The organism is Bacteroides sp. B1-V-101, from assembly GCF_023656585.1.
Classification (GTDB): Bacteria; Bacteroidota; Bacteroidia; order Bacteroidales; family Bacteroidaceae; genus Bacteroides; species Bacteroides thetaiotaomicron.
The window spans coordinates 1-25143 of the sequence record NZ_JAMOKH010000011.1 but is presented as its reverse complement, the minus strand read 5'-3'; the positions used below and the strand labels follow the sequence as shown (position 1 = coordinate 25143).

The following is a 25143-nucleotide window of genomic DNA, read 5'->3' as shown; positions in this document are numbered from 1 at the left end:
GACAGACTATTAAATAGTCTATACAATATATAGAATAGGAAAATTAGCTCGGCTGATTTTTAATATTACGCCATGTGTCTAAATAAATGTCTTGTGTCGCTGCAATACTAATAAAGTGTATGTCCATCTCTCTAAAATTATAGATATTAATAAGTGCTTATCGTTTGTTTAGGTGTAAATTGCCTATAAAATTATTTAATTTGGCTACAAATATAATTATAATTGTTAAATAGAAGAAACAAAAAGTCGCATTTTTTATACCAAATTTCCTAAAATGTCTTTTTATTGCACAATTAACAAAATATTAATAAACAAACAGATATATCCCATAGAATCAGTCAAAAACAGGGCTATATTACTTTCTATTTGACATTCTTATTAGTTGTTTATGCAATAGTCATTAAAACGACATAAAACACCTCATTTTGAGGATTCGGAGTCAAAAAGGCAAAAATCCAAAACTATTTCCTATTTTTGTACCCACTATATATAAAAAGGTACAAGATGAACTACGGATTCGTAAAAGTAGCTACAGCCGTGCCACACGTTAAAGTGGCCGACTGTAAATTCAATGTAGAGAGAATAGAAAGCCAAATCGCAATAGCCGAAGGTAAGGGTGTGCAAATCATAGTATTCCCGGAAATGAGTATTACCGGATATACTTGCGGCGACTTATTCGGACAGCAGATCTTGCTGGAAGAAGCAGAGATGGGGCTAATGCAGATACTCAATAATACCCGCCAACTGGACATCATCTCTATTGTCGGCATGCCGGTAGTAGTTAATTCAACCGTGATCAATGCCGCCGTAGTGATTCAAAAAGGAAAAGTACTGGGTGTTGCTGCCAAAACTTACCTCCCCAACTATAAGGAGTTCTACGAACAGCGCTGGTTTACTTCTGCCCTTCAACTGACAGAAGATACCGTACGCCTATGCGGACAAATCGTTCCCATAGGTGCCAACCTGCTGTTTGAAACTGCCGATACGACTTTTGGGATCGAAATTTGCGAAGACCTTTGGGCTACCATACCTCCCAGTTCCTCATTGGCTTTACAAGGAGCGGAAATTATTTTCAATATGTCTGCCGATAATGAAGGAATCGGAAAGCATCATTATCTTTGTTCTCTTATCAGCCAACAATCAGCACGTTGCATTGCAGGATACGTATTTTCTTCCTGTGGTTTCGGGGAGTCTACTACGGATGTAGTATTTGCGGGAAACGGATTGATTTACGAAAACGGCTCATTACTGGCACGTAGCAAACGTTTCTGCATGGAGGAACAACTGATCATTAGCGAAATCGATGTGGAACGCATACGGGCAGAACGTAGAATCAATACCACTTTTGCTGCCAGCCAGGGAAATCCAGGAGATAAAAAAGCAATCTCCATCGCAACGGAGTTTGTTAATAGTAAAGAGCTTACTTTGACCCGAAGCTTCAATTCACATCCTTTTGTCCCCCAAGGAGCAGAACTGAATGAGCATTGTGAGGAAGTATTCTCTATCCAGATAGCCGGCTTGGCACAACGACTGGCTCATACCAAAGCTAAAACAGCTGTAGTCGGTATTTCCGGTGGATTGGATTCAACACTGGCATTATTAGTCTGCGTGAAGACCTTCGACAAACTCGGTTTACCCCGTAAAGATATTCTGGGAGTTACAATGCCAGGCTTTGGAACGACTGACCGTACTTATAACAATGCCATTGATTTAATGAAATCATTAGGCATTTCTATCCGGGAAATCAGTATTCAAGATGCCTGTATCCAGCATTTCAAAGATATCGATCATGATATCAATGTACATGATGTCACCTATGAGAACTCTCAGGCACGCGAACGCACACAGATATTAATGGATATCGCTAACCAAACTTGGGGAATGGTAGTGGGTACGGGTGACTTGTCAGAACTTGCACTCGGATGGGCTACGTACAATGGAGATCACATGTCTATGTACGGTGTCAATGGAAGTATTCCCAAAACACTTGTGAAGTATCTAGTGCAATGGGTAGCGGAAAATGATATGGATGAGGACGCTAAAGCGACTTTACTGGATATTGTAGATACTCCTATCAGTCCCGAATTAATTCCAGCTGACGAAAACGGGGAAATCAAACAGAAGACCGAAGACTTGGTAGGGCCTTATGAACTGCATGACTTTTTCCTCTATTACTTCCTGCGTTTTGGTTTCCGTCCTTCCAAGATTTACTATCTGGCTAATATAGCTTTCAAGGATGTATATGACAAAGAAACAATAAAGAAATGGCTATCTACTTTCTTCCGACGTTTCTTTAATCAGCAGTTCAAGCGCTCCTGTCTGCCCGATGGTCCGAAGGTAGGTAGTATTTCCATCAGTCCCAGAGGTGACTGGCGAATGCCAAGTGATGCAAGTTCAACTATCTGGCTTAAAGAAATAGAAGATTTATAATCTCTTTGATCTTTCTTTTGTGACATTTTTGTATTTATCTTAAGTATTATACGGGGTAAAACAGAAATGTCACATAACTGTGTATCAATCATACAGAACATACGGTCAATTGCACTATTGTAATACTTCTCTTTTAATACGTTCTATATCAGCCTTCTCAATAGTGCGAATGATATTTTTATAAATACGATGAAAACCGAAACCTCCTTCGGTCATTTCCTGAATAGCTTTTTGCTTTGACACTCCTTGAAATACAATACGATACATAGCACATACTGCACCTGTCCTATCAGAACCGTGATGACAATGAAAGACGATCGGCCCTTTGCGGTTCTTGATAATGCGTAATGCATTGATCAATTGATCTTCACTGACTGAATGCGCTTTCATTTTTAGCCGATAAAGCTTTATCTTTGTTCCTGCCGCCTCATCATCGTCACTATGCCTGTTGCGAAGATTCAGCACTTCACGAATACCGTATTTCTCCAAAGCCTTAAAGTCAGCATCCGATGGTTGCTCCGAACGATATACACCTGAGTCTATCTGATACAAATTAGTCAGTTTACTATCGGGAACAGTTATCTTTTCAGCGTTTATGTTTTGACCATAAACCGAAAAAGACATCACTATCCCGATAAATAAACCAAGCCAAATTCGTTTGTTATTGATTATCATATAGCAATCCTATGAGATTATATAATATGATGAGGCAAATTATAGTACTCCTTTGCTCGAAGGAAGCTCAAAATGATAGATATCTCTTTTCAATGCCATTTTCAGAGCACGTGCAAGCGCTTTAAAGATACCTTCTATCTTGTGATGCTCATTCTGTCCTTCAGCCTTGATGTTCAGATTCATTTTTGCAGCATCACTCAATGATTTAAAGAAATGCAGGAACATCTCCGTCGGCATCTCTCCTATTTTCTCACGATTGAACTCTGCATCCCATACTAACCAAGGACGACCTCCGAAATCAAGGCAAACCTGACAAAGGCAATCATCCATAGGCAAAGCATAACCATAACGTTCGATTCCACGCTTACTGCCCAAAGCCTGATAAATACATTCTCCCAAAGCGATGGCAGTATCCTCAATGGTGTGATGTTCATCCACTTCCAGGTCGCCTTTTACCCGAATGGTCAGATCCATTCCGGAATGCTTACCTATTTGTTCAAGCATATGATCGAAGAAGCCAAGACCGGTAGAAATATCACAGCTTCCATTTCCATCGAGATTGAGAGACACATAAATATCAGTCTCCTTCGTTGTACGGCGAACTTCTGCTTTCCGCTCACCGGCAAAAAGAAACTCTGCCACCTGATCCCAGTCTGTTGTTGCAAGTGCGCAAACATCTTCCAGACCTTTCTCTTTCAAATCATCCGTTGCTTCTTGCAGATAAATAGCACGGCAACCAAGATTCTTTGCCAGCTCCACATCAGTAGGACGATCACCGATTACAAAGCTTTCCGCAAGATCATATTCCGGATTATCAATATACTTCGTCAACATTCCTGTACGCGGTTTGCGAGTCGGCGCATTATCTTCCGGAAAACTACGGTCGATCAGAATATCATCAAAGGTAATGCCTTCTCCGGCCAATGTTTTCAGCATCAAGTTGTGAGCAGGCCAGAAAGTGTCTTCCGGAAACGAAGATGTACCCAGCCCGTCCTGATTGGTAACCATCACAAATTCAAAATCAAGCTTGCTACGGATAAAGCCCAAATTACGGAAGACTCTCGGATAAAATTCCAGCTTTTCCAGTGAATCAAGCTGATAATCAATGGGAGGTTCAATGACCAATGTCCCGTCCCTATCTATAAACAATATTTTCTTCTTCATATACTATCCTTGATATTTTTTGAGGGCAGCAAGTAACGTATTATTCTCCACTCTGGTACCCACCGTCACACGCAGACAGTTGCAACAAAGCGAAATGGAATGACGGTTGCGCACTATGATCCCTTCACCTACCAAATAATTGTAAATCTTCACCGCATCCGTTACTTTCGCCAAGAAGAAGTTGGAATCGGACGGGTACATTCGGACTGTACAAGATAATTTCGCAAATTCTTCTTCCAGATAGTCGCGTTCTTCCTTCAATGTTTTTATCCAGCGTTCTATTTCATAATATTTATGCAGCATAGCAATAGCCTGCTGCTGTGTCAGCTGATTCACATTATAAGGATACTTGATTTTACTCAGGATTCCGATAATTGCTTCGGATGCAAAAGCCATACCCAAACGGATAGCAGCACATCCCCAAGCTTTGGAGAAAGTCTGAAAAACAACCAGATTCGGATATTTATCCAGCTCTTCGAGGAAAGAAGGTGCTTCGGAGAAATCATTATACGCTTCATCCAATATGACCAATCCTTCAAATTCGCGGAGTATTTTTTCTATTTCAGAACGCAGCAGGTCGTTTCCCGTCGGGTTATTAGGTGAACACAGGAAAATGAGTTTCGTACGCTCATCTGCAGCTGCAAGAAGCTTTTCTGCTGAGAACTGGAAGTTTTCGTCCAACAAAACTTTCCGGTACTCCACATTATTCACATCGGCACAAACCTGATACATACCGTAAGTCGGATCAATAGCAACTACGTTATCTTTTTCCGGTTCGCAGAATGCACGAAACACCAGATCAATCGCCTCATCACTGCCGTTTCCTAAAAAGATATGCTGGGGAGAAACCTTTTTAATTTTAGACAACAGTGTTTTCAGTTCCCACTGCATGGGGTCCGGATAGCGGTTGTGAGGCAGGTTATAAGGATTCTCATTCGCATCCAGAAAAACGGAAGCCACAGCGCCTTTATATTCATCACGAGCCGAAGAATAAGGCTTTAGTTTCCATATATTCGGCCGGGTAAGTTCTTGTAATGTTTTCATTTCAATGTATTTAATCGTACTGTAACTGAATTCTTATGAGCATCCAGAAGTTCGTTGGCTGCCATTTCTTCAATAGCCGGCCCGATAACTTTCATGCCTTGAGGAAGAATTTCCTGAAACGTGATTTTCCGGATAAAGCTGTCCAGGCTCACGCCGCTGTATGCTTTCGCATAACCATTAGTCGGCAGCGTATGGTTGGTTCCGGAAGCATAATCCCCTGCACTTTCCGGCGTCAATGAGCCAAGGAAGACGGAACCGGCATTTATTACACGTTCAGCAACTTCCAGATAATTTTCAGTCTCTACAATCAGATGTTCGGGTGCGTATGCATTCGTCAACTCTAACGCTTCATCCATGTCCTTCACCAAAATCAGTTTACTGTTTTCCAGAGATTTCGCAGCAATTTCCCGTCGAGGAAGCTTTGCCAGTTGGCGGTCTACTTCTTCCATTACTTCTGCCTGAAGCTTTTCAGAGGTTGTTATCAACATCGCCTGACTGTCCACTCCGTGTTCTGCCTGCGACAGTAAATCTGCCGCAACAAACACCGGATTAGCAGATGCATCAGCCAGCACTTCCACTTCGGAAGGACCTGCCGGCATGTCGATGGCTACATCCCGAAGACTTACCAACTGCTTGGCAGCCGTCACATATTGATTTCCAGGGCCAAAGATTTTGTAGACTTTAGGAACACTCTCGGTTCCATATGCCATAGCAGCGATAGCTTGCACTCCTCCCGCTTTGAATATCTTACTGACACCTGCCAGTTGAGCGGCAAAGAGAATAGCCGGATGAATATTTCCGTTTTTATCGGGAGGGGTACAAAGCACAATTTCCCTGCATCCCGCAATTTTTGCGGGAACAGCCAACATCAATACCGTAGAGAAAAGCGGAGCCGTTCCACCGGGAATATAAAGCCCCACCTTTTCGATACCTACCGCCTTTTGCCAGCAAGTTACTCCTTCCATTGTTTCTACCTTCTTGCCAACGAAGCGTTGGGAAGAGTGGAAAGTTTCAATATTCCGTTTAGCCAGCGTAATGGCAGATTTCAACTCGTCGCTGATCAGTCCTTCGGCTTTCTGTATTTCTTCGGAAGTCACAGTGAGAGCAGACAAAGTCACCTTATCAAAAGCCGCCTCATATTCCAAAACAGCTTTATCACCTTCCGCTCTTACCTTATTTATAATAGTACGAACTGTATCGAACAAGCTCTCCGTATTCAAAGCCGGACGCTTCAGAAGTTCTGCCCATTGTTCTTTGGAGGGATATTTGATTAGTTTCATCATTCAAACTTATTAGACTATCATTTTTTCAATCGGCAACACCAAAATACCTTCAGCACCCAGTCCCTTCAATTTGCCAATGATTTCCCAAAAACGCTTTTCATCTAGTACAGTATGAACAGAGCACCAGCCTTCTTGTGCCAATGGCATAATAGTAGGGCTCTTCATACCAGGTAACACGGCAATTATTTCTTCCAGTTTATCCTTCGGAGCATTCATCAGCACGTATTTCTTGTCTTCGGCAGTCTTTACTGCATTCATTCGGAACAAAAGTTCTTCCAGTACTTCTTTCTTCTCATCGCTCATGTTTTTGTTGCCAATCAACAGCGCTTCGGATTTCATCACTACCTCCACTTCCTTCAAGCGGTTGCTTACCAAAGTAGATCCTGAACTTACGATATCAAAGATAGCATCTGCCAGTCCAATGCCCGGAGATACTTCTACCGAACCGGTAATGACATGTATCTCTGCATTTACTCCGTTCTTCTTTAGGAAGTTTCTCAAAATGACTGGATAAGAAGTAGCTATTTTCTTCCCATTGAACCATGACAATCCCGGATATTCAATGTCTTTCGGCATTGCCAAAGACAAACGACATTTGCTGAATCCCAATCGTTTGATGATTTCAGCATCTTCCTCTTTTTCCATAAATTCATTCTCACCGACAATTCCCAAATCAGCTACACCGGTAGCTACTGTTTGCGGGATATCATCGTCACGAAGAAATAAAACTTCGATAGGAAAATTGGAAGACTGCACCAACAAAGTACGCTTCGTTGTACTGATTTTAATATCCGACTCTCCTAAAAGTGCCATTGTCTCTTCGAAGAGACGTCCTTTGGCTTGTACTGCGATTCTTAACATGATTTTATTTATTATTTTATGATTTACAATTCGAACAATTCAGAAATAAAAAAAGGCTTACCGTATTCGGTAAGCCTTCGTTATCTTTATAGAGTTATACACACTATCAATCACGCCCACCGAGTTATTCGTTAGGAAAATGATGATGATGATGTGCAACTGTATATTTCATATTTCTTTTATTTAATGCGACAAAAGTAAAGCATTTGTTTGATACTTCCAAACATTTATCACAAAAAGTTCAGTTTTTATTTCAAATTAAAGGCAATATCTCTTCTGGCTCTACATCACACTTATCAAAGTGCATTTCATCTTTCGACTTTTCGTGCGAGAACGTAAAGTACGTACAAACCGCTTCGGTACATACTTCGCCATCCTTATTATATAACTTAGCTTCAATAATTACAATATTTCGCTTGACTTCCTTAATAGAAGCACGCAACACAATATGGGAATCAGTAGTACTGACCGGCTTGCGGTAACGAGTCTCCATTTTTGAAGTTACTCCCGTTGTCTGTAATTTACGAAGTATCACCCAAGCGCAAATTTCATCCATGAGAACAGCCTGAATACCACCGTGCAAGGTATTGATCCATCCCTGATATTCAGGACGGGGTTTCCAGATACTTACCACTTCGTCGCCATCTTCATAAAACTCCATCTTTATTCCGGCTTCATTATTAGGGGCGCAACCAAAGCAATTGTACCCTTCCAGACCTTTCCAGGGATTTATTATTTTCTTCATAATCTATGACTTCTATTTAAGTTTCACTTCCCAAATATAAGCAAAATATAAAAAAGAAGAACAATTTTCCACGATTTACTTTCGGATGCAACGAATGGCGTAAGCTTTGTCTAACCCGGTGTTTCCCTCTGCTATTTCGTTTTTATCACTTCTCAACAAGAATATTTTCTCATCCGCATCTGTCCCTGCTTCATTCAAAGTCCAATAAGAAAGATATTTTCCTTCATAGGCAGACTGAAACTTGCCGGCATACATTCCTACCGGATATCCATCAAAACCCGTGAGATTGGTAGCAGTTCCTACTATTGCACCGGCACCGGTACTTATTGCTTTCCATGTCCCGGTTTTCAACAAAGAGGCATCATTGCTCAAATAAGTTTTCAGCATATTCCAATCATTCCAATCAGGCATATTCCACCCCACAGGAAGCAGCTTATTACTGACAATTGTTCCAAAACTATAAAAATAATAACTCTTATCTGTTTGAGACAATAGATAACCTGTCGCTCCGGCATTCATAATCTCCAGTTTCGGAATTTCTTCTCCATCTATATATAATGATGTTTTCAGATTACTTCCCATCCAATACTGCGTACCAATTTTCACTATCGGGTAATTGTGAATACTACTCCCACGCACATCACGCATTATATCTTTCATGGCCAATACGGGCAACATTTCTTCAGGCATAGACAATGCAATTTGTCCGTCAGGCAAAATATACACCTTACTTCGGGCAGCCTGATTTCCAGGAGTATATTTCAATGAATGTTCTTTCAAATCCCACGCTACAGTTCCGCCGTGCACTTTATCTGCATGTCCGACCAATTGTACTACCGTTCCCTTGGATAAGTCAACCGCATGGTTATCTTTCATCGGATAAACGACAATTGCCTGTGAAGAAAAATCAGGCGTCACTAGATATTCTTTACATATTTCTGCTACCTGCTGCCCAGCACTCAACACTTTATACACCTTCGAATCGTCAAATACCAATTTTGACACATCCACATAATTGTGGAAAACTTCGGACCCGGACTGCCCTGTATTTCCATCTTCCCAACTATTGATTTCTCCTTCGACTTTACTTATCAAAACATCTTCGGTCGGGATGAAGGAAATCGCCAGCTCACTCTGTTTACCACTCTGTAACTGCAATGAAGAAGGCAATGGGCTGGTATATATCTTGCCTCCAACTTCCAATACGATGTATTGATAGCCCAAAGTGGTTTCTTGCGGAATAAGGATCACTTCTTTTCCGCTCAACCGATTTCCCTGTATCTCCCATTTTCCGGCAGGAGTAATGCTTTTCTCATCAGAAAAAGCGGAATAAGTCTCTTTTTGAAAATCATAAATCGCCTTACTATAAAAACCACAAACAGAAAGTTTGGGGTCAGTATCCAGTATCCCCTGCAATTCTTCACCTTCCTTTCCTACCAGAGCTATTTTTAACTTGAAAAATTTGTGATCATAGTGCAGGGCGATGGCTCCTTTAGGAGCTGATTGCAGATTCTGAGAGGCAACCAGAAAATCAGAGCAAAAATAATCGGCAGAAAGATTTTGATCAGCTTCTACCGCCACCGGCATCGTACTTTCTCCCATATCCACTCCCTCTTCCTGGTAAGGATAATAACTGATCAAACGTAATGTTACCTCATCATCAGGATAATAAATCGGTTCACTGGACTCAAATATTTTTTCGGAAGTACGAAAGAAACGCAAATTATCCGCATAACGTTCTTCCTTCATGGTGGAAGAACCCACAAGGGCAAACACCCCTACTTCATCATTCTCTTCAAAGCCATTGCCGGCAACACGTGTATATGTCGCTTCATGAATATCAGCAGTAAATCTCAATGAAATACCTCCATCGCTGACTATAGCCTTCTCTTCCGAAATATGATTTACACATGCTGATACAAAAAAAGAAGAAAAAAGGCATACAGCGATTCCTTTCTCCATTCTAAACAGAATATTCATATCCTCTTCATTTAAATATAAATAATAAGAAATCTTTGATTGAGCAGAAAGAAGGACATAAAAGGAAGTATTCGCTTTCAGTTATGAGATTCCTCACAACATTTCTGTTGCGACTGGAGAATCATCAACTCCAACATTTCATTGTGAAATGCTGAAAGCAAAAGTATATATCATAAACCAACCAGCACTTCATTTTCTTAAATAATATTTATATTTATTCATAAGTATCAAATTAATAGCACTTTATGAATCAGGGATATTTCAAAGCCAAATAGGCTTACACATTATTATATTAGTAATCTAACATTTTCAAAAAGAATAGCCTATTTCTACTCCGGCAATATGTTTACCTTTTGGAGACTCATACTGATAACAATAAAAAACATCTAACGCCCATCGTTTAGCCAAAGCAATCTCTACTCCAGGACGATAACGCATACGATCTGCCCTCCAAAAAGGAGCATCATCCAGACTTTGATAAATTTCAATTGAGAAGTAAGGAGAAACGATTCCTTTTTCAGGCGCATAAGCTAATTTTAAGCGGGAACGCAGACGAGCTTTTGAATCACCACGGTCAAAAGTTTGCTGAAACCTTTCTCTCAAAGCAATTTTCAACCATTGATACTGAAAACTGGCAGTTGCTCCAAAGTTATAACGGTGTCTGAATTTCCATTCCGAATCTCCCAAATTCCGGAAATGAGTTTCATATCCGGCTTCCAGTTTCAAAAATGAATAAGCCCGATACTCACCTCCAATGGCCAATCCCAAACGGTCCATTCTACTTACGTCATCCTTTGTCCGAAACTCCAGATTGCTTAAAAGTGAAAATCGGGGATCGATCTTATAGTTCACTTTGAATTTAGTCCATGTAGTGAAATCATCACTTTGTGCAAATGCAGTGGAAGTCATTCCAGCCAATAGCGCAAACAGCAGTATTTTAGTAATTGCAAATATTCTACTCATCGATTACCGGGTTAAAAGTACAAAGATAATAAAACTCCGGCAAAGAAAAATTATGATACTGAAATAATTCTGAAATATCAGGGCTCATTCCTTTAAAAGAAACGCCCCGTTGGTTTTAAAGGAACAGGTCGTTGGTTTTAAACCAAGAACCCGCTACTTTAAAAGAAAAGGTTCCTATTTTATATTCACGTGATAATCAAACCTTTACTTTTTGCTTCGCATTCCACCCCATAAAGCGAAAAATACCAACAATAGAGCCGCCCCAATCCAAAACCAATTGATATAAGTAAAGTCGTAAACCTCTACCCCATTCCGGATCGTTTTATGTCCTTCAATCAGAACTCCGCTCATGACATCTTAGCATACGCATCTTTCTGAGTTAAAAATAACCTTCTTTCTTATTAAGTTTCCGACCAAGAACTTTGTGCTCCTTTAATTGTTATCCTATTATAAAAGTGCGAACAAAGCACACAACAAAGTTCTATAAAAAAGAAAGGAAGATTATGAAAAAAGTAATCGACAGAGCTTCATCAAGAGGCTATTTTAATCATGGCTGGCTCAAAACCCACCACACATTCAGTTTTGCTAACTATTACAATCCGGAAAGAATCCATTTCGGAGCCTTGCGAGTGCTGAATGATGACAGTGTAGACCCGTCGATGGGATTTGATACTCATCCACATAAAAATATGGAAGTAATTTCCATTCCGTTGAAAGGGTATCTGAGACATGGCGACAGTGTACAAAATACGAAAACGATTACTCCCGGTGATATCCAAGTGATGAGTACGGGCAGTGGTATCTATCATAGTGAGTATAACGACAGCAAGGAAGAACAATTGGAATTCCTGCAAATATGGGTATTCCCCCGAATCGAGAATACGAAACCCGAATATAACAATTTCGATATACGTCCGCTGCTGAAACCGAACGAGTTATCTCTGTTCATTTCACCGAACGGCAAGACACCGGCCTCCATCAAACAGGATGCCTGGTTCTCTATGGGAGACTTCGATACGGAAAGAACCATCGAATATTGTATGCATCAGGAAGGTAACGGAGCTTATCTGTTTGTGATAGAAGGAGAGATCAGCGTGGGCGATGAACATCTGGCCAAACGTGACGGCATCGGAATATGGGATACCAAAAGCTTCTCTATCCGTGCTACTAAAGGGACCAAACTTCTGGTAATGGAAGTACCCATGTAAAAAACATTATTTCTAGTTTTATTCTATTCTATTTAAATGAAGCGGTCCCACTCTACAGAGTGAGACCGCTTCTCATTGATAGTTATATCTTCGGATTATTTTTCCTTCCGATAATTCTCCAGTCCAGTTTGCAGGAATTCAATATATTTGGGAATGTCTTCATCGTAAGCATAAGACTTATTCAAAGGACTTCCCTGATTATCCAGCAATACATAGAAAGGCTGTGCATTAGCACCAAACTTCACACGTTGCAGATAGCTCCACTTATCACCGACTGTACGCAAAGTACGTTCCTTACCGTTCTCTACGATTTTCACAGGTTCGGTCAACGGAGTTTTATTATCCACATACAGAGTAATCAGCACATAATCATTATTAATCAGATCACTCACTTTCGGGTCCGTCCATACAGCGGCTTCCATCTTACGACAGTTCACGCATCCATAGCCTGTAAAGTCAAGCATCACTGGTTTGCCATTCAGACGTGCATACTCCATACCCAGATCGTAGTCATCGAATTTCGCATGTACTTCATTCTTATACAGATTAAAGTCTTGCGTATGCATAGGAGGCGCAAAAGCACTTACGGCTTTTAACGGAGCTCCCCACAAACCGGGAACCATATATACGGCAAACGCCAGAGAAATAAGTGCCATAAAGAAACGAGTCACTCCCACCTTATTGTCATCATCGTCATGCGGAAACTTGATTTTACCAAGCAAATAGAAACCCAGCAATGCAAAGATGACAATCCACAGAGCGAGGAAGGTTTCACGGTCGAGTAATCTCCAGCCATAAGCCAGATCGGCAACCGACAGGAATTTAAGCGCAAATGCCAGTTCCAGAAATCCTAACGTCACTTTGATCACATTCATCCATCCGCCCGACTTCGGCATAGACTTCAGCCATGACGGGAACAGAGCAAAGAGTGTGAACGGCAATGCCAATGCAATGGCAAACCCCAACATACCGATAGCCGGGGCCACCACGCTTCCTGTAGTAGAAACCTGTACCAGCAGGAATCCGATAATCGGACCTGTACAAGAGAAAGATACCAGTGAAAGTGTAAATGCCATCAGGAAGATACTCAGCAGACCGGTAGTCGATTCCGCTTTACTATCTACCGCATTGCCCCACTTTGACGGTAATCTAATCTCAAACGCTCCAAAAAATGAAGCGGCAAAGATTACCAGCATCAGGAAGAAAAGGATATTAAAGACAGCATTCGTCGATAAAGCATTGAGCGCACTGGCACCAAATATCAGTGTAATAGCCAATCCTAATGCCACATAAATAACGACAATGGAAGCACCATAAGTCCACGCATCACGAATACCTTTCTTCTTATCTTTGCTACGTTTCAGAAAGAAACTGACTGTCATCGGGATAATAGGCCACACACAAGGAGTGAACAAAGCCAGCAATCCACCCAGGAAACCTGTCACGAAAATATAAATCCAGGACATATCTCCCTGAGTATGTTCCTCGCCCAGTGCCTGCAATTCACTGATTACCGGACGCCAAAGGTCACCGGAAGCTACTGCTGGTTGAATATCGGCATTTGCATCCGTAGCAGAAGCAGGAACCAGTTCCATCATCGCAGCAGAGTCTTTGGACGCAGCAGGAGCAGTTACCTCTTCCGCCTCTTTTGTCTCCGGCTTATCAACTTTGGCTACAGGAGTAGCCGTAGTTCCGGCCTTTGCTTCACCCGAAAACTTAAAAGGAACTTCTGTCGGAGGCAGACAACTCTCATCGTCGCAGGCTCCATATTCCAGATAACCTTCTATCGCATAAGCTCCACCAGTCAGCTTCACTTTCTGCACGAATTTGGCAGTATTCTCGAAATAGCGCACTTTCATTTCGAACAGTTTGTCGAAAGTAGCTATTTCCTTGCCGACAGGCTTCAATTTACCAACCAGTTCTACACCGGACTTCTTCTCCACATTAAATGTGGCAGAAATAGGTCCTCCGTCTCCAAGATCGGTAGAATAAACATGCCACCCTTTGTCAATGGCAGCTGTAAACACGATCTCCGCTTCTGTATCAGAAAGAGAGTTCAGTTCTGTTTTAAACTTTACCGGATCTTTAATCTGCGCCTGCAATGTATAGGCTACAAAGCTTAAAAGCAGAAAAGAAATTAATTTTCTCATTTTCATTATTGGGGGTTATAATTCATAATCCACGCATGCACGACTGTCCTTTGCTTCAGCTATAATCTTTCCGGCTGCCACATGATCAGGGTGTGTTGCATAGAACTTCACATCCTCCAGCGTGTCAAATTCGCTATAGAGAGCTATATGCCAAGCCTCTCCCGGATTCATATTCAGTCCGACTTCAATCTTACGGATCACTGAAATCTTAGCGGGGAGCGCTTCGATAGCTTCCTTAAATTTATTCATCACTACGAGTTTCTCCGCTTCGGGAACTTCGTCTTTTAACTTAAATAATACAATGTGTTTCACCATTACGTTGTTATTTTAATGAATTGTTTCTATATTTGTCTTGTCAATGCATTACATTACTAATGCAAAATTACTCTATTTGGTTCAAATAACACTATAAAGAGATGTTAATAATAGGAATAGCAGGTGGAACGGGCTCCGGAAAAACCACCGTCGTACGAAAAATAATAGAAAGCCTCCCCGTTGGAGAAGTAGTACTATTACCTCAAGATTCATACTACAAAGACAGTAGTCACGTGCCGGTTGAAGAACGTCAGAATATCAACTTTGACCATCCGGATGCTTTTGAATGGAGCTTGCTTTCCAAACATGTGATGATGCTGAAAGAAGGAAAAAGCATCGAGCAGCCGACCTATTCTTATCTGACTTGTACCCGCCAACCGGAAACCATCCACATCGAGCCTCGTGAAGTCGTCATTATTGAAGGTATCCTTGCCTTGTGCGACAAGAAGCTACGCAATATGATGGATCTAAAGATATTTGTAGATGCCGATCCCGATGAACGCCTGATACGTGTCATCCAAAGGGATGTCATCGAAAGAGGACGGACAGCGGAAGCTGTCATGGAACGCTATACCCGTGTTCTGAAACCGATGCACCTGCAATTCATAGAACCCTGCAAACGCTATGCGGACCTTATCGTTCCAGAAGGCGGCAGCAATGCAGTAGCTATCGATATATTAACAATGTATATCAAGAAACATTTGAAAAATGAAGAATGAAAGATAAAGAGTTCAGAATGAGTGCCAAGACACTGATCCTCCCCTTGTTTCTTATACTTTTGTGCTGTGTATTCGGATGCCGGAACAAACATCATACCGAAAAGAATGAAACAGCACACGATCTTCCACAGATTAAAGACAGTGGAGAACTGGTTGTGCTGACACTCTATAGCTCTACTTCATATTTCATTTATCGCGGACAGGAAATGGGATTCCAATACGAACTCAGTGAACAGTTCGCTAAAAGTCTGGGACTGAAACTCAGAATCGAGGTAGCCAGAAATGTCCGTGAATTGATTCAGAAATTACAGTCAGGCGAAGGAGATATGATCGCCTACAACCTGCCGATTACCAAAGAATGGAAAGACAGCCTTTTGTATTGCGGAGAAGACATAATCACCCATCAGGTTATCGTCCAGCAAGGAAATGGAAAGCATAAACCATTGAAAGATGTAACGGAACTTATCGGCAAAGATATATATGTCAAACCAGGCAAATATTACGATCGCCTCGTGAATCTGAACAACGAACTGGGAGGTGGTATCCATATTCATAAGATAACGGGAGATAGCGTTACCGCGGAAGACTTAATCACCCAGGTAGCACAAGGTAAGATTCCCTATACCGTAGCCGATAATGATTTAGCCAAACTGAATAAAACTTACTATCCCAATCTGAATATCGATCTTTCTATCAGTTTTGACCAGCGTTCTTCATGGGCTGTGCGAAAAGACAGTCCCGAACTGGCAGCCGCCGCCACAAACTGGCATAAAGAAAATATGACCTCTCCTGCCTATACGGCAAGTATGAAGCGTTACTTCGAGAATAGTAAAATGATGCCACACTCCCCCATCCTTTCACTTAAAGAAGGAAAAATATCACATTACGACGATTTATTCAAGAAATACGCCCAAGAGATCGGATGGGACTGGCGAATGCTGGCATCCCTCGCCTATACAGAATCAAACTTTGACACAACAGCCGTATCTTGGGCAGGAGCCAAAGGATTGATGCAATTGATGCCTGCCACTGCACGCGCAATGGGCGTACCCGCAGGTAAAGAACAAAACCCGGAAGAAAGTATAAAAGCAGCCGTTAAATACATTGCCGCCACAGACCGAAGTTTCAATATGATCCCTGACAAACAAGAACGACTCAATTTCATACTGGCTTCTTACAATGCCGGTCTAGGACATATTTACGATGCCATGGCACTAGCGAAAAAATACGGAAAAAATAACCTCGTATGGAAAGATAATGTCGAAAACTTCATTCTGCTCAAAAGTAATGAGGAATACTTCACCGACCCTGTTTGTAAAAATGGATATTTCCGTGGCATAGAAACGTTCAACTTCGTACGTGATATTCAGTCCCGGTTCGAATCGTACAAAAAAAAGATAAAATAAGTAATAAGTATCAGGTAATAGGTAATAACCGTAGCTTATCAATAGTGTATCCGCACGGCTTATTACCTATTACTTATTACCTATTTATTACTTGTTTCTGCCCGTCAAAAGGCTAACCACCACAATAGCCAGTATAGACAATGGTAATGCAAAGAGAATAGGGTCAATTACCGGAAACGGATATGTCTCAATCAATACATCCTTGCCAAACAGGAATTTACATATTCCCATTGCGGCAGCTTCTTTCTGATGAAGGAATATTAGTGCAAAAGCACTGCCTAAAGTTCCTACCCAGAGACTTGCCATAACTCCCTGTTTCGTCGCTTTCTTCCAGTACAATGCACAAAAGTAGGCAGGAAGAAATGCAGCAGCACAGATACCCATGAAAATAGAAGTTCCGCGGGCGATAATATCGTGAGGCAGCATATAGCAAATAATATAGCTGACCAAAATAGAGAAAAGTACTCCCAAACGAATCACATTTGTCAATTTGCCACGAGAACGGGGTTTATAAGTACCATAAATGTCAGAACCAACCGATGCTCCCATTGTGTGGAACTGAGAACTAAGCGTAGACATACTTGCAGAAAGGATACAGAGCATAAACAAAGCGGCAAACCAGTCCGGCATAGCTTTATTGATGAAATAAGGAATGATTTTATCAATATCCTGTATCACTTCCGTAGCAACGGCTCCTTCTGTCTTCAAGAAGAAAAGATTGCTTAATGCACCGGCATGATAGATAGCTCCTACCGTTATAATCAGGAAAAAACAACCGATAAATACGCCACGATTCAACTGTTTGCTACTTTCTACCGTCATAAAACGTACCACCAACTGAGGCTGTGCAAGGCAACCGATTCCTACTCCCAAAATAAGAGAGGTAACCAATGAATACCACTGCGGAGAACCTGTCACAGGCATTGCGGTCCATCCCTGATGCCCCAATGCCTTGAACTTTTCCGGAACCAGAGGGGCTATATTTGTCAATTCCTTGTTTGCTTCCGTAAAACCCATGCCAAGCACCTGATACAAAGAGAACAACAGGAACAACATACAGCCAAACATGATAACTGCCTGTAAAGCATCCGTATACATCACCCCCTTCATTCCTCCCGCAATCACATACGCAGCAATGACTAACGTAAATATCAGCAGAGATATATTAAAATCAATCTGAAAAATCTGTTCAATAAATACAGCGCCCCCTTTCATTACCACAGCAGCGTACAACGGCATACCTATAAATATGACGGCTGCAATGAACACCTGTATATTACGGGAACGAAAATGACGGCCTAATAACTGCGGAAAAGTGCTGACATTCAGTTTTGCTCCCATGCGCCGGGTACGCAAACCGAAGAATATGAAGGCGATAACTACCCCGACAAACATATTGAGGAAACACAGCCACTGAATACCCATACCGAAAGCAGCCGCTACTCCGCCAAAACCAACTATAGCAGACGCAGAGATAAACGTAGCACCATAAGAAAGCGCCATCACTATCGGATTCATCTGACGTCCGCCAACCAGATAATCACTGGTATTCGTAGTCTTCTTATATCCTAAAAAACCGAGGTAGGCCAATGACAGCAGATAAGCTATCACAATCAAGCCAAGAGTAAATGTATTCATCGCGTTTCGTCTTTATCGTCGTCCTTATTCCAATATTTCAGCCCAAACCAGGCAGCAAAAATCACACATATCACTGAGAGGATATATGGCAAGACTATAAAAGGGTCATCTATTCCAAACATTTGCGTATCAGATTTTAATCAATTAAGCCACAAATGTAAGGAATTTATTGAAAAGACAAAACTTTTGTTTACTAATACTGATTATAATGTATCTTTTTCTCGTCATATTTCTGTTTCGGCTGCTCTTTTGTTGCAGGATAGCCGAAAGGAATGACACAAAGAGGAAGAATATTCTCGGGCAGGTGGGTATATTTGCGAACGACTTCCATACGATCTTCATACGGATAAGCAGCTGTCCATACAGCACCCAGCCCCATACTTTCAGCAGCCAGCAAAATATTCTGTGCTGCAGCAGAACAGTCTAAATACCAATAAAAAGAACGGGCAGAATCACCACAGACAATAATCGCATTACGGACTTGTGTCAACATTTTGGCATAAGGAAGAGCCGCCGCCATCGAATCCAGTTTCGCACGGTCGGAAACAACCACAAACTCCCAGGGACGAACATCCTTTCCCGATGGAGCAGACATCCCTGCACGAAGCATTAAATCAATTTTCTCTTTCTCTACACCTTTATTCAAGTAAGTACGCACGCTCTTACGCTCAAAGATATTATCCAAAGCGACATTTCCGGTGCCGGTTGTTCCTTTTTCCTCTTTTGAGGAAGAACACGAGATCATAGCAGTCATTGCCATGAACATACACAAGAAAGAAAAAATCTTTTTCATTGTGACAAGTCTTTAAAATAGGTTTAACTTATTTTTCTGGGCTTCTTCCAACGATACTGTTTCACGGCGTAATAGTCCGCTCTTCTCACGAAGTGCCTGATATTCTGCATCTAACTCATTAATCAGTTCGGCTTTCATCTGCGAATTCAACAGCCGGGAAGCAACACTGGCATTCTGAGAAGCATCTTTCAGATGTACAACCGGTGCATGATATACAGGTGCGATTTTCAGTGCCGTATGCATCTTTGAAGTAGTGGCTCCGCCAATCAACAGAGGAATATCCAGTCCGGCTTTCTCCAGTTCGGCAGCCACATGAGTCATTTCTTCCAGAGAAGGTGTGATCAAGCCACTCAAACCGATCATATCGACTTTTTCTTCGATGGCACGCTGAACAATGGTTTCTGCCGGAACCATCACTCCCAAGTCAACTATATCATAACCGTTGCACGCCATTACGACGGCAACTATATTTTTTCCGATGTCGTGCACATCCCCTTTTACGGTGGCAAGCAGAACTTTTCCGGCAGAAGATGATCCTTCCACTTTTTCTGATTCAATGATCGGTTGCAGTATAGCTACGGCTTTCTTCATAGTACGGGCAGTCTTCACGACCTGAGGCAGGAACATTTTTCCTGCGCCAAAAAGCTCGCCGACATAATTCATTCCATCCATCAACGGACCTTCAATTACATCTACAGCTTTATCATATAAAGGTAAAGCTTCCGCTAAATCCTGTTCCAGATAATCACCGATTCCCTTCATCAAAGCATATTTCAAACGCTCTTGTACGGATTCTTCTCTCCATGCATCCTGCTTCACAGCTGCCTGACCGGAAGTACCGCCCATCGTTTCTTTCAATGCTTCCGCCAGTTCTATCAGACGCTCGGCTGCATCGGGACGACGATTCAATACAACGTCCTCTATCTTTTCCAGCGTATCTGCAGGAATATCACTGTAGAGTACGGAAGTTCCCGGATTGACGATTCCCATATCCATCCCTTGCTGGATGGCATGATAAAGGAATACTGCATGCATTGCTTCACGAATATAATTATTGCCACGGAAAGAGAAAGAAAGATTACTCACTCCGCCGCTGACGTGTGCACCGGGAAGATTCTTCCTGATCCATCCGGTAGCTTCTATAAAGTCTACGGCGTAATTGTTATGCTCTTCGATTCCTGTAGCCACCGCAAGCACATTCGGGTCGAAAATAATATCATGAGGATTGAATCCAACTTTATCAACCAGCAGACGATATGCACGTTCGCACACTTCTATCTTGCGGGCAGCAGTATCCGCCTGTCCTTTTTCATCAAAAGCCATCACGACAGTTGCCGCTCCATATTGCTTGATGATCCGGGCATGCTCCAGAAATACTTCCTCCCCTTCCTTCAGAGAGATCGAGTTTACGATTGATTTGCCTTGCAGGCATTTCAATCCGGCTTCGATCACTTCCCATTTGGAAGAGTCGATCATAACAGGTACACGGGCTATTTCCGGTTCAGACATGATGAGATTCAGAAAAGTAGTCATCTCAGTCCGGGCATCCAGCAGACCATCATCCATATTAACGTCAATAACCAAAGCTCCGTCTTCTACTTGCTGACGAGCTATGGAAAGGGCTTCATCATATTTCTTTTCATTAACCAGACGAAGAAACTTGCGTGAGCCTGCTACGTTGCAACGCTCACCTATATTCACAAAGTTGATTTCCGGTTTCACTTCCAGCAGTTCGAGTCCGGAAAGCCACATACAATCCGGTTTGGGTGCCGGAACATGAGGTTTGGCACCTGCTATCAGTGCCTGATATTCTGCAATGTAGGCATCTGTCGTACCACAACAACCACCGATAATATTAACCAATCCTTCCTGAATATACTCCTTCACTTCATGAGCCATATCTGCGGGAGTCTGATCATATTTCCCCAGACTATTCGGAAGGCCCGCATTAGGATAAGCACTGATATAATAAGGTGCACGCGAAGCCAACTGTTCAAGAAAAGGCTTCAACTGACGGGCACCAAAGGAGCAATTCAATCCGACTGAAAATATATTGGCATGCTGCACAGAAGCAAGGAAAGCTTCCAAAGTCTGTCCGGACAATGTACGTCCGCCGATATCGGATACCGTCACAGACAACATAACAGGGACTTCTATTCCTGTCACCTTCATAGCCTGTCCGGCTGCAAAGATGGCAGCTTTCGCATTCAGCGTATCAAATATGGTTTCGATAAGAATGGCATCCACCCCACCTTCCAGCATGGCTTCCATTTGCTGCTGGTAAGAGGCAGCCAGTTCGTCATAAGACAAGGCACGAAACGCCGGATTGTTCACATCCGGGCTCATAGAACAGGTTTTATTAGTAGGTCCAACGGAGCCTGCAACAAAACGCGGTTTATCCGGACTCTTTGCCGTATATTCGTCCGCCAGTTCACGTGCCAGTCTGGTAGCGGCAAGATTGATTTCGCGCACATATTCTTCTACATGATAATCCGCCATTGAGACAGTTGTAGAACTGAATGTATTGGTCTCGATAATATCCGCACCTGCTTCCAGGTATTTACGATGGATATCTTGAATGACATCGGGGCGAGTCAGACACAACAAATCATTATTCCCCTTCAACTGACCGGGAATATGCGCAAAACGTTCACCACGAAAATCTTCTTCTTTAAGATTATATTGTTGGATCATTGTGCCCATTGCGCCATCCAGAATCAGAATACGCTCGGATACAATCTGAGAAATTGTCTTTTTCATTCTTACCTTATTACATTAACACCTAATTGTCACTCTGCCTATCTTAGACCTATCACGATCTTATCTTACTATTACGCTATAAAGCCATCTTATCGCTTAAACATTCGGGCCATGTCTCTGCGGTCATCTTTTTCTTTAATTGATTCCCGTTTATCGTACTGTTTTTTACCTTTCGCCAAAGCAACGACCAGTTTCGCCAAACCTTTTTCGTTGATAAACAAACGCACAGGAACGGTAGTAAAACCGGGGTCTTTCATTCCCCGTTGAATTTTCTCCAATTCTTTCTTATTAAGCAACAACTTTCTGTCTCTACGAGCTGTATGATTATTGTACGAACCATAGAAGTACTCGGCGATATGCATATTCTTTACCCATAATTCGCCTTTCGCAAAATAACAAAACGTATCCACCAGACTTGCTTTTCCTAAACGAATGGATTTAATTTCCGTGCCTGTCAATACAATACCTGCCGTGTAGGTATCCATCAACTCATAGTCAAATGTAGCACGTTTATTCTTGATATTTACAGAAGGTTGTTTCATCTTTACACATTAATTAAGTATGGCTATCAACTTACTAAATACAATTTGAATCACCGTCGGACATAGTATTAACAAAACTGATGAGAAAAGGGTGTATTTCAATCGTACTTTTTCCTCCACTTGCATCAATATGGGAGCTCCTTCCCATACTACATAGACAATGTAGAACTGAAATAGCCAGGCAATAATTCTAAAATCAGGTAAAAGTCCGGTCACAATCTGAAGCAAGAAGGGAACAACAAGTGCGTATCCGGCAAACTGTTGTGTCAACGGAGCATTGGCAGGCATCCCAAACATTCTTACTCCCATTTCGTTAATTGCATAGGCCGCCAGAAAGTAACCACCAAACAATGCCACAGCTACGGCACAACAATTGGTCATCGCTATTTGAAAACTTTGCGGTCCTCCCCATCCATTCGTCAGCAAAGAGCCGATAAAGACGGACAAACCGCATAAACCAATCATAGGATAGACAAAAGCCATAAAAACTTTTCGCCTATCCTCTTCCATAGAAATTTCCTCCCAGGCCTTGGCCGGAGAGGAAATCAATTTCATTGCTATATTAAATAATTCTTTGTAGTTCAATTTGTTTTAAGTGTTTCACTCCACGTTGAATTTGCGGCACCATCCAAAGAATTCTTTGAGGAGTTGGTCTTTGCATTTACTTTTATTTTAGTTGGTTCTACTCCAGTAGCTTGTTTGAATGCATAAATAACACTAGACAGATTATATGCCTTATAAGTAGAAGTATACTTATCACGAGTCACAGTCTCCTCTGAACCATCTTTAATCACATGATTAAGATTCAATACAAGTTCAGTTGACCCTGATGCCAATTCATCAAAATCATATGTGAGTATAAAAGAATGCTTATTAAGTTCTTCTTTCTGCTTTTCGTCTGTACTCTCTACTTTTACCCAATACATAATAGGAATTACAAGATATTGATCAAAAAGTATTCCCGGCTGAGTTGATGTATCGCTATTAAAAGTATATAAAGGTGCAGTAGCTTCGTTATAATCTGCCGCTTTCTCTGGTCCTTCAGTAGATTTTGCACTAATAGAAGTCGGAGTACTTCCTGCATAAAGTGTTACATCAAGAGTCTGAGAATTCCCTGGCTGTTGCGCTGTGTCAAACTGATAGTAAAAGAAATAGATTTCTCCTATATTCAAGTTAGACATTGACAATTCATTCACAACTAATTTCTGCCCATTAGCCAATTCAAATGTAGCAGGAAAATAGTTTGTACATTTAGCGAACGCAGGTCCGGTATATATCGTATTATCATCCCCATTCATACAAGAAGTAACAGACATCCCCATTAAAACCGTCATTAAAGCTACTAATAAAAATTTCATTTGTTTCATAAACATATTTTTTAGAGTTTGCAAAGATATAAATTCTAATTCACAATTAATAAATGCAGATACTTAAAAAATACTGCATCGTTTACTTTATTATTTTTGCAAAAAGTTCCAGGTGATTATCTACATAGCTGGCAACCAGTGTTGTCACTTGTTCCTCCATATCTAAATATGCCTCTTCCAAATCATCAAAAGCCTCATATTGCTCATACATCGCCATGAATTCATCATCCGTCCGTTCTTTTTCCAGATCCTTCCGGTTGGCATCATATATCTTCTTGGCTTTATATACCAATTTAGAGAACTCTTCCGCCCCCCACAGGCGCATCACTTTTGCAAAAGGATTATCAAAGATATATCCGCCATAACCGTTCTGAATCAACTGACAGAATCCGCCGAACATTATTTCATCACGAAAAATCTGATAAGCCAGCAATGAATGCTGTTCACCTGTCAACAACGGCATTGTGTCAGCAGTCAATTCACCACCGATTATTTCCTTATATTTATCAGTAAAAACCTGGATAAATTCATCCATTCCTTCGCCCGCAGCTTTCTGTAAAGCGGACTCCATAACTTCTATCATAGCTTTGTTCAATAAATTATTCAGCAAAGCTACTAATTTTATTCTATATCTATCTAGTAATACCGCTACATTCTCACTAAAACATACCTGTTGGCGGAATTAATTTAATTCAAACCCATGAAAACAGGATATCTCATTCTGCTTTCCGATATCCGCCAGATAATTGCATACCGATATACTTTCCCTTTCCCCAAAAACCCTTTAAGCACATTTCTTTTACCGTTCAATAGTATGCAAACAACCCTATAATAACCTGCTTTACAACTATTATTGTCGCATTTTCAAAGGGAGTTCTTCATCGTTCCACCCAAGTGAACAAGCATGTCCACCTAGGTGCGCATACCTGTTTACAAGGGTGCAACGATCGGTTCACCCGGGTGGAACGATGAAGATGTTGTACTTCCCTAATAATGGTTGACTTGTTTATCTCTAATAGCTGCTATGTGTTGACTAGAAATATTACTAACCCTGGCAGCTGTTTACTTTATTATTTATTATTCCTGCCTCCGGTTTACTT

General features: G+C 41.5%; 22 protein-coding genes and 1 pseudogene. 4 read left to right on the top strand and 19 right to left on the bottom strand.

Going from position 1 to position 25143, the window contains the following annotated elements; all coding sequences use genetic code 11:
• The first annotated feature begins 504 nt into the window (after positions 1–504).
• Positions 505–2430, top strand: a complete 1926-nt coding sequence (locus tag NBH01_RS10430) for an NAD(+) synthase (RefSeq protein WP_225680800.1) — start codon at positions 505–507, stop codon at positions 2428–2430.
• Between the two features lie 114 nt (positions 2431–2544).
• On the opposite strand, the gene NBH01_RS10425 is transcribed toward NBH01_RS10430, so the two are convergent.
• The 9 genes and pseudogenes from NBH01_RS10425 to NBH01_RS26785 form a co-directional block, all read right to left on the bottom strand.
• Complete coding sequence (locus NBH01_RS10425; RefSeq protein WP_008766229.1) at positions 2545–3105, bottom strand: dual specificity protein phosphatase family protein; 561 nt, start codon at positions 3103–3105, stop codon at positions 2545–2547.
• Positions 3106–3144: 39 nt separating this feature from the next.
• Entirely contained in the window at positions 3145–4269 is a 1125-nt protein-coding gene (gene hisB, locus NBH01_RS10420; RefSeq protein ID WP_074858665.1) for a bifunctional histidinol-phosphatase/imidazoleglycerol-phosphate dehydratase HisB, read from the bottom strand.
• Between the two features lie 3 nt (positions 4270–4272).
• Entirely contained in the window at positions 4273–5313 is a 1041-nt protein-coding gene (gene hisC / locus NBH01_RS10415; protein WP_008760517.1) for a histidinol-phosphate transaminase, read from the bottom strand.
• Complete coding sequence (gene hisD / locus NBH01_RS10410; RefSeq protein ID WP_165360478.1) at positions 5310–6593, bottom strand: histidinol dehydrogenase; 1284 nt, start codon at positions 6591–6593, stop codon at positions 5310–5312. The genes hisC and hisD overlap by 4 nt, the downstream gene beginning before the upstream one ends.
• Before the next feature lie 12 nt (positions 6594–6605).
• Positions 6606–7457, bottom strand: coding sequence for an ATP phosphoribosyltransferase (gene hisG, locus NBH01_RS10405; protein WP_008760516.1), 852 nt, complete (start codon positions 7455–7457; stop codon positions 6606–6608).
• Between the two features lie 253 nt (positions 7458–7710).
• Entirely contained in the window at positions 7711–8202 is a 492-nt protein-coding gene (locus NBH01_RS10400; protein ID WP_008766233.1) for a PaaI family thioesterase, read from the bottom strand.
• A 75-nt stretch (positions 8203–8277) separates the two neighbouring features.
• The gene (locus NBH01_RS10395) at positions 8278–10182 is read right to left on the bottom strand and encodes a fimbrillin family protein (RefSeq protein WP_225680802.1); all 1905 of its coding nucleotides are present in this window, start codon (positions 10180–10182) and stop codon (positions 8278–8280) included.
• A gap of 309 nt (positions 10183–10491) precedes the next feature.
• Positions 10492–11145, bottom strand: coding sequence for a DUF2490 domain-containing protein (locus NBH01_RS10390; protein ID WP_055217325.1), 654 nt, complete (start codon positions 11143–11145; stop codon positions 10492–10494).
• A 196-nt stretch (positions 11146–11341) separates the two neighbouring features.
• A pseudogene (locus tag NBH01_RS26785) lies at positions 11342–11502 on the bottom strand (MFS transporter); the annotation flags it as partial.
• Between the two features lie 146 nt (positions 11503–11648).
• Here NBH01_RS26785 and NBH01_RS10385 point away from each other — a divergent pair.
• Positions 11649–12353, top strand: a complete 705-nt coding sequence (locus NBH01_RS10385) for a pirin family protein (protein ID WP_234141520.1) — start codon at positions 11649–11651, stop codon at positions 12351–12353.
• Positions 12354–12448: 95 nt separating this feature from the next.
• Here the strand turns inward: NBH01_RS10385 and NBH01_RS10380 are convergent, their stop codons facing one another.
• Both NBH01_RS10380 and NBH01_RS10375 read right to left on the bottom strand, forming a co-directional pair.
• Entirely contained in the window at positions 12449–14503 is a 2055-nt protein-coding gene (locus NBH01_RS10380; protein WP_048693189.1) for a protein-disulfide reductase DsbD family protein, read from the bottom strand.
• 15 nt (positions 14504–14518) lie between these two features.
• On the bottom strand, positions 14519–14818 hold the full coding sequence (locus tag NBH01_RS10375; protein ID WP_008760502.1) for a Dabb family protein: 300 nt from the start codon (positions 14816–14818) through the stop codon (positions 14519–14521).
• Between the two features lie 101 nt (positions 14819–14919).
• Here NBH01_RS10375 and udk point away from each other — a divergent pair, with 101 nt between their 5' ends.
• Both udk and NBH01_RS10365 read left to right on the top strand, forming a co-directional pair.
• Entirely contained in the window at positions 14920–15537 is a 618-nt protein-coding gene (gene udk / locus NBH01_RS10370) for a uridine kinase (protein WP_008760501.1), read from the top strand.
• A gap of 17 nt (positions 15538–15554) precedes the next feature.
• Positions 15555–16943 carry an MltF family protein gene (locus NBH01_RS10365; protein WP_011107154.1) on the top strand — a complete coding sequence of 463 codons (1389 nt, stop codon included), beginning with the start codon at positions 15555–15557 and terminating at the stop codon, positions 16941–16943.
• A gap of 87 nt (positions 16944–17030) precedes the next feature.
• Here NBH01_RS10365 and NBH01_RS10360 read toward each other — a convergent pair whose 3' ends face one another.
• The 8 genes from NBH01_RS10360 to NBH01_RS10330 all read right to left on the bottom strand — a co-directional run bounded on the left by NBH01_RS10360 (position 17031) and on the right by NBH01_RS10330 (position 24626).
• Positions 17031–18581 (bottom strand): sodium:solute symporter family protein, encoded by a 1551-nt coding sequence (locus tag NBH01_RS10360; protein WP_008760499.1) that lies wholly within the window; start codon positions 18579–18581, stop codon positions 17031–17033.
• Positions 18578–18703 carry a symporter small accessory protein gene (locus tag NBH01_RS26665; RefSeq protein ID WP_008766705.1) on the bottom strand — a complete coding sequence of 42 codons (126 nt, stop codon included), beginning with the start codon at positions 18701–18703 and terminating at the stop codon, positions 18578–18580. The genes NBH01_RS10360 and NBH01_RS26665 overlap by 4 nt, the downstream gene beginning before the upstream one ends.
• Before the next feature lie 71 nt (positions 18704–18774).
• Positions 18775–19374, bottom strand: coding sequence for a nitroreductase family protein (locus NBH01_RS10355; RefSeq protein ID WP_234132679.1), 600 nt, complete (start codon positions 19372–19374; stop codon positions 18775–18777).
• Positions 19375–19386: 12 nt separating this feature from the next.
• Positions 19387–22134, bottom strand: coding sequence for a methionine synthase (metH, locus tag NBH01_RS10350; protein ID WP_008766707.1), 2748 nt, complete (start codon positions 22132–22134; stop codon positions 19387–19389).
• 89 nt (positions 22135–22223) lie between these two features.
• Positions 22224–22676, bottom strand: a complete 453-nt coding sequence (smpB, locus tag NBH01_RS10345; protein WP_008760495.1) for an SsrA-binding protein — start codon at positions 22674–22676, stop codon at positions 22224–22226.
• A 9-nt stretch (positions 22677–22685) separates the two neighbouring features.
• A complete protein-coding gene (locus NBH01_RS10340) occupies positions 22686–23231 on the bottom strand; it encodes a Yip1 family protein (protein WP_008760494.1) in 546 nt (181 codons plus the stop codon).
• A 26-nt stretch (positions 23232–23257) separates the two neighbouring features.
• Positions 23258–24043, bottom strand: a complete 786-nt coding sequence (locus NBH01_RS10335) for a hypothetical protein (RefSeq protein WP_048693181.1) — start codon at positions 24041–24043, stop codon at positions 23258–23260.
• Between the two features lie 82 nt (positions 24044–24125).
• The gene (locus NBH01_RS10330; protein ID WP_032841243.1) at positions 24126–24626 is read right to left on the bottom strand and encodes a DMP19 family protein; all 501 of its coding nucleotides are present in this window, start codon (positions 24624–24626) and stop codon (positions 24126–24128) included.
• Between the last annotated feature and the right edge of the window lie 517 nt (positions 24627–25143).